At 34.5% G+C, this 4,232-nt stretch carries 3 protein-coding genes and 1 pseudogene; all 4 read right to left on the reverse strand.

Translation table 11 applies throughout. The features are described 5' to 3' along the window. Positions 1–436 (reverse strand): annotated as a pseudogene (locus PKN74_RS08005) (hypothetical protein); the annotation flags it as partial. Between the two features lie 228 nt (positions 437–664). Beyond that, positions 665–2,848: a D-ornithine 4,5-aminomutase subunit OraE gene (gene oraE, locus PKN74_RS08010; RefSeq protein WP_472310290.1), complete on the reverse strand. Its 2,184-nt coding sequence runs from the start codon at positions 2,846–2,848 to the stop codon at positions 665–667. Then, positions 2,829–3,215: an ornithine aminomutase subunit alpha gene (locus tag PKN74_RS08015; RefSeq protein WP_472309922.1), complete on the reverse strand. Its 387-nt coding sequence runs from the start codon at positions 3,213–3,215 to the stop codon at positions 2,829–2,831. Before PKN74_RS08015 ends, oraE begins: the two co-directional genes overlap by 20 nt. A 22-nt stretch (positions 3,216–3,237) precedes the next feature. Further along, the coding region (ortB, locus tag PKN74_RS08020) for a 2-amino-4-oxopentanoate thiolase subunit OrtB (RefSeq protein ID WP_472310292.1) at positions 3,238–4,232 on the reverse strand (995 nt) is incomplete at its 5' end.

Here is a 4,232-nt window from a genome sequence, read left to right on the forward strand (position 1 = left end):
TTAGAACGCAGAATAACACTTTATCTATCATTTTAGAAACAATATTTTTATCTAATAAAATCGCGTTACCCGAAACATCAAAAGTTAAAGCAGGAAATTCTTCAGGATCCATCATTGGAAGTTTAAAATTAGAATTTCCTCCTGATAATTTAACTACGCCATCTAAATCTATTCTCACAGTTTCTGAAGAAAGACTTGATAATATCTCTAAAAAAACCCTCTGCTCGACGACAGTTGAAAATGGACCATCGGCATCCTCTACTTTAAGCCACTTATGAAAACCTGTTTGTAAATCGGTTGTAAAGATGTGCAACACATTATCTTCAAGATATAATTTTACACCTGATAAAATCGGGTTGGTTGTTTTTCTAGAAACTGCGTTATTAGCTAGTTCCACTGCGTCTCTCAGAGTTTTAGTGTTTATTTGAAAACCCATTATCTTCCTCCTCCTTTTAAAATTATGGATACTTCGTTTTGAAACCCATTTGATATTACTAGATCTTTTTCAAAATAATCAGAAATTTTTTACATTTACTTTATTATATCAAAAAATTAATAATATAATGGCTAAAATTCTGTATTTACATACGAAAAATATAATTAGGGACCGAAAGACCCTAATTATATTTAAAAAATATTTATTTATATTGTTTTTTTAAACAGTTTAATCTTTTAACTTTTTAGCTAAAAAAGTTGCAACATGTTTACCGGTAGTACCTCTTCCAAACCCTGCATCCATATAGTTTTGAACAGCTAAATCATTAGTTATTTGAGTCCCTCCTACTATTATTAATATTTTATCTCTTACCCCTTTTTCAACGGCTATTTGATGTAATTTTCTCATGTTCTGAATGTGAACATCGTTGTGGGTAATTATCATAGAAGCCAGTATTGCTTGCGCACCTACTTCTATCGCAGCATCTATGATCTTCTCTGGTGGTACAGAGGTACCCAAGTACACATAACTTATTCCATATTTTTCTATGCCACCATGTTTTATATCCAAAATTTCTCTTATTCCAATATTGTGTTCATCATTTCCAATAGTACCTGCTACAACCTTTACCTTATGTTTACTAAAAAAATCAAAAAGTTCTTCATCATCAAGTAATTCTTCTTTCTTTGGAAGTTGTAATTCATCTTTTTTAACAAAAAAAGGAACCTTTCCTTTCAACTCTAAATAAGTACCTTCAGCAGGATGCAAAATTTTTTTACCTATAACTTGTATCTCTTCTAAGCCCATTCGTTTACATATCTCTATTGCGGCTGCTTGTGCATAATCTTCAGGTTCTGGTATAGTCATATCTATTTGTATCCATCCATCATAACTCCATTCAACTTCCGGTTTTACAAGATTTTGACTTTTATATTCTTTTATTTCAGAAAGCCTTTTTTCAACATTATCTTCTTCGTCTAATTCATCTATATACTGAATCTTTTCTCTTTTATGTAACGTACATCCGTCAATTAAATCACAAGGTTTTTCGATATTTTTGGGTAAATTATTGTACCCAAAATGTTCACATACTGGTGCCATATAGTCTTTATCTCTTGGTACAACAGTTCCTGCAGCAATTTCTCCATTCTTAGATCTGACGATGCCATCTCCTGCTCTTTCTGGGTAAAAACCGTTGTCAACGAACATACCATTTTCTAGCGCCTCAAAATAACCTCCCATTTCAATAATTTCTTCAAGCATCAAGATAGCTCTCATCTTTAATTCCCTAACTTCTTCCCTTATTTTTCCCTCATCAAGTTTGACATATTTTTTTATCCCATCTGCAGATATTAAGGTATGTTTTGCGGTTTCAACCCCTCTTATAGAATTAATATGCCATGGAACGTTTCGACCTTCGTCAGGGGTAATTGTTGATTGTATATCAGCAGATGTTAATCTTGATATCATTGTATTTAAAACATGTATCCTGGTAGCATCAAACAAATCTGACTCAATATACCTTGTGTTCATTTGAGCCCTAAATTTATATCCATTAAATAATTCCCTTAAGGTTACTGCATACACTAAATTTATTCTAAATTCTGGTGAAGGCGAAACAACCGGTGGCACGGTTGACAAAGCAATATTTTCTTTCTTCATTCCAACTTTTAAAGAAAATAATGAATTTATTGCATGCTGTACAAGTAGTTCAGGCATCACATTTCTAGCTTTCTTAGCAGATGCATTGGCATTATGAGCCCCATCTATTTGAAGCATATTAGCAGAAGCCATAATTTTCTTTGCAACTGCAGCATCTACAATAGACCTTATTGGATTTATTCCTCTATACAATATATTATACTGAGGATCTTGGTGTGCCCCATTTACCCCTTCCTCAGCAAAAAGTACCGCAATTTCAGGACCTGCTACCCCTGATACATAACTATGAAGATTTATCTCTCTCCCAACTTCTTCTTCTATAAGATCTAAAGCTTTCCTAGTAGCTCTAAGCTGTTTTCTAGTTATCGGAATACCCCCAGTTCCTTCAGGCGTTCCTTCAAGAAGACCATCCACGTGACTTTGACCCAGTGTCCTAATAACCATTATATGATCTGCTCCATGCCAGGCAGCCATTCTCATCCTTCGTATATCTTCTTCAAATCTACCCGAAGCAATTTCTGATGTTATTACAGTATCAGGTTGAGGATCAATGTTATCAAAATAGTGAGCTGAAGGTAAATGCACAGAATTTTTTAAATCTTCACTTATTTGATAATAATCAAAATCACCTTTTTTTACTCCTTCAGGTAATTTTTTCCTCCACGTCCACCCTTTTCTTTTTGGGATATAATTTTCTAGATCTTTCAGTATTTCTTCCACTTTTATCTTTTCATTTGGTTGAAGTTTCATCTACACTCCCACCTTTGAATAAATTTTCTACTTCTTCCCAATAATTTCCTTTTATCAGTTCTTCGCCTGCTTGCAAGATATCAATATTTTTTAGTCTCGCAAGCTGATATACTACATTGCCTGCACCTTTAGATAAAAGCCTTTCTTGAGAAATTCTTTCAACAAGAGCCTTTGCTTGCAACGAGTTGAATCCCATTCTAAGCAGCACAGATCTCTCTATTGAGGGAGAAGTATGCGTTTGAGCTAGTTCTACTAAAGGTTCTACCACCCTTTCTGCAAGTTCCCAAAAGTATTTATTCAACTCTTCATCTGTCATGTGTTGCAGTTTCTCTGACCTCTCAATAAAATCATCTGGTCTTTCTTTCATAAACAACACCTCACATAAAAAATTATGCCCTTAGTTTTTCTATCAATTTTTGGACCGTTCCAACACTTTCTCTGATGTCTTCTGCAATAAATTCTATTTCTTTTCTAGTAAATTCTGTTTTATTTAATCTTTTAAAAAGTTGATTTATATATGATTCTTTTAATTGCATCATTGGTATTTCTATATAACCGATCTGTAAAGGACTCTCTGGAATTACTATCCTTTCGCCGGGTTTATCCTCTTTTATCGGATCTCCTTTTTTTACTTCGATGTTGTTTTGTTTTGCAAATGTTAATTGAGCACTAGGTAATTTTCCTGCGCCTGTATATTCAGTTTCATTAACAACTATTATCTCATCTTCGTTCATTTCTCTTGCTAAGGCAAAAGCAGCAGCTAATGAGGTATTTCCAGCAGGTCCCCTTTGAAGCCCTTCTAACTTTGCAAGCAATTCTGTCATATAGAAGACTTCTCCTTGTGTAACAAGGACATATCTGTCCATATATCTGAGAACTCTAGCAGCATTTCTTGGAACATCAGATCTATCTGGAAACACTGCAAAAGGAATACCAAACCCTGTGTGTCCTGTTGTAAATGATTTTCTATTAAAATCATTATCAGAAGCCATATGAAGACCTCTAAGATCCACACTTGCACCAACTATTATGGTATTAGTCGCCCCAGCTTTTTGGAGGCCTCTTGCCGTACCTGTGGTTAAACCTCCACCTGCATGAGTGCTAACAACAACATCAGGAAATCTACCTGTAATTTGCTCGGTTTGCTTTGCTATTTCCCAACCTAAAGTTTCTATTCCGGCTATTGCATAAGGAGAATAAAGAGAGGCATTAAAAAAGCCAGTCTCTTCCAAAAGCAACAATGTATAATAAAACAATTCTGGTCCAACTGTAGTTTGAACTATCTCGCTTCCATATGAGGCACATGACCTTTCTTTCTCTAAAATCTCTGGTTGGCCAACACCCCTTGAATCAAAACATTCTTGAACAATTATCGATTTTAAAC

This window comes from Defluviitoga sp. (genome assembly GCF_035349255.1).
Lineage (GTDB): Bacteria > Thermotogota > Thermotogae > Petrotogales > Petrotogaceae > Defluviitoga.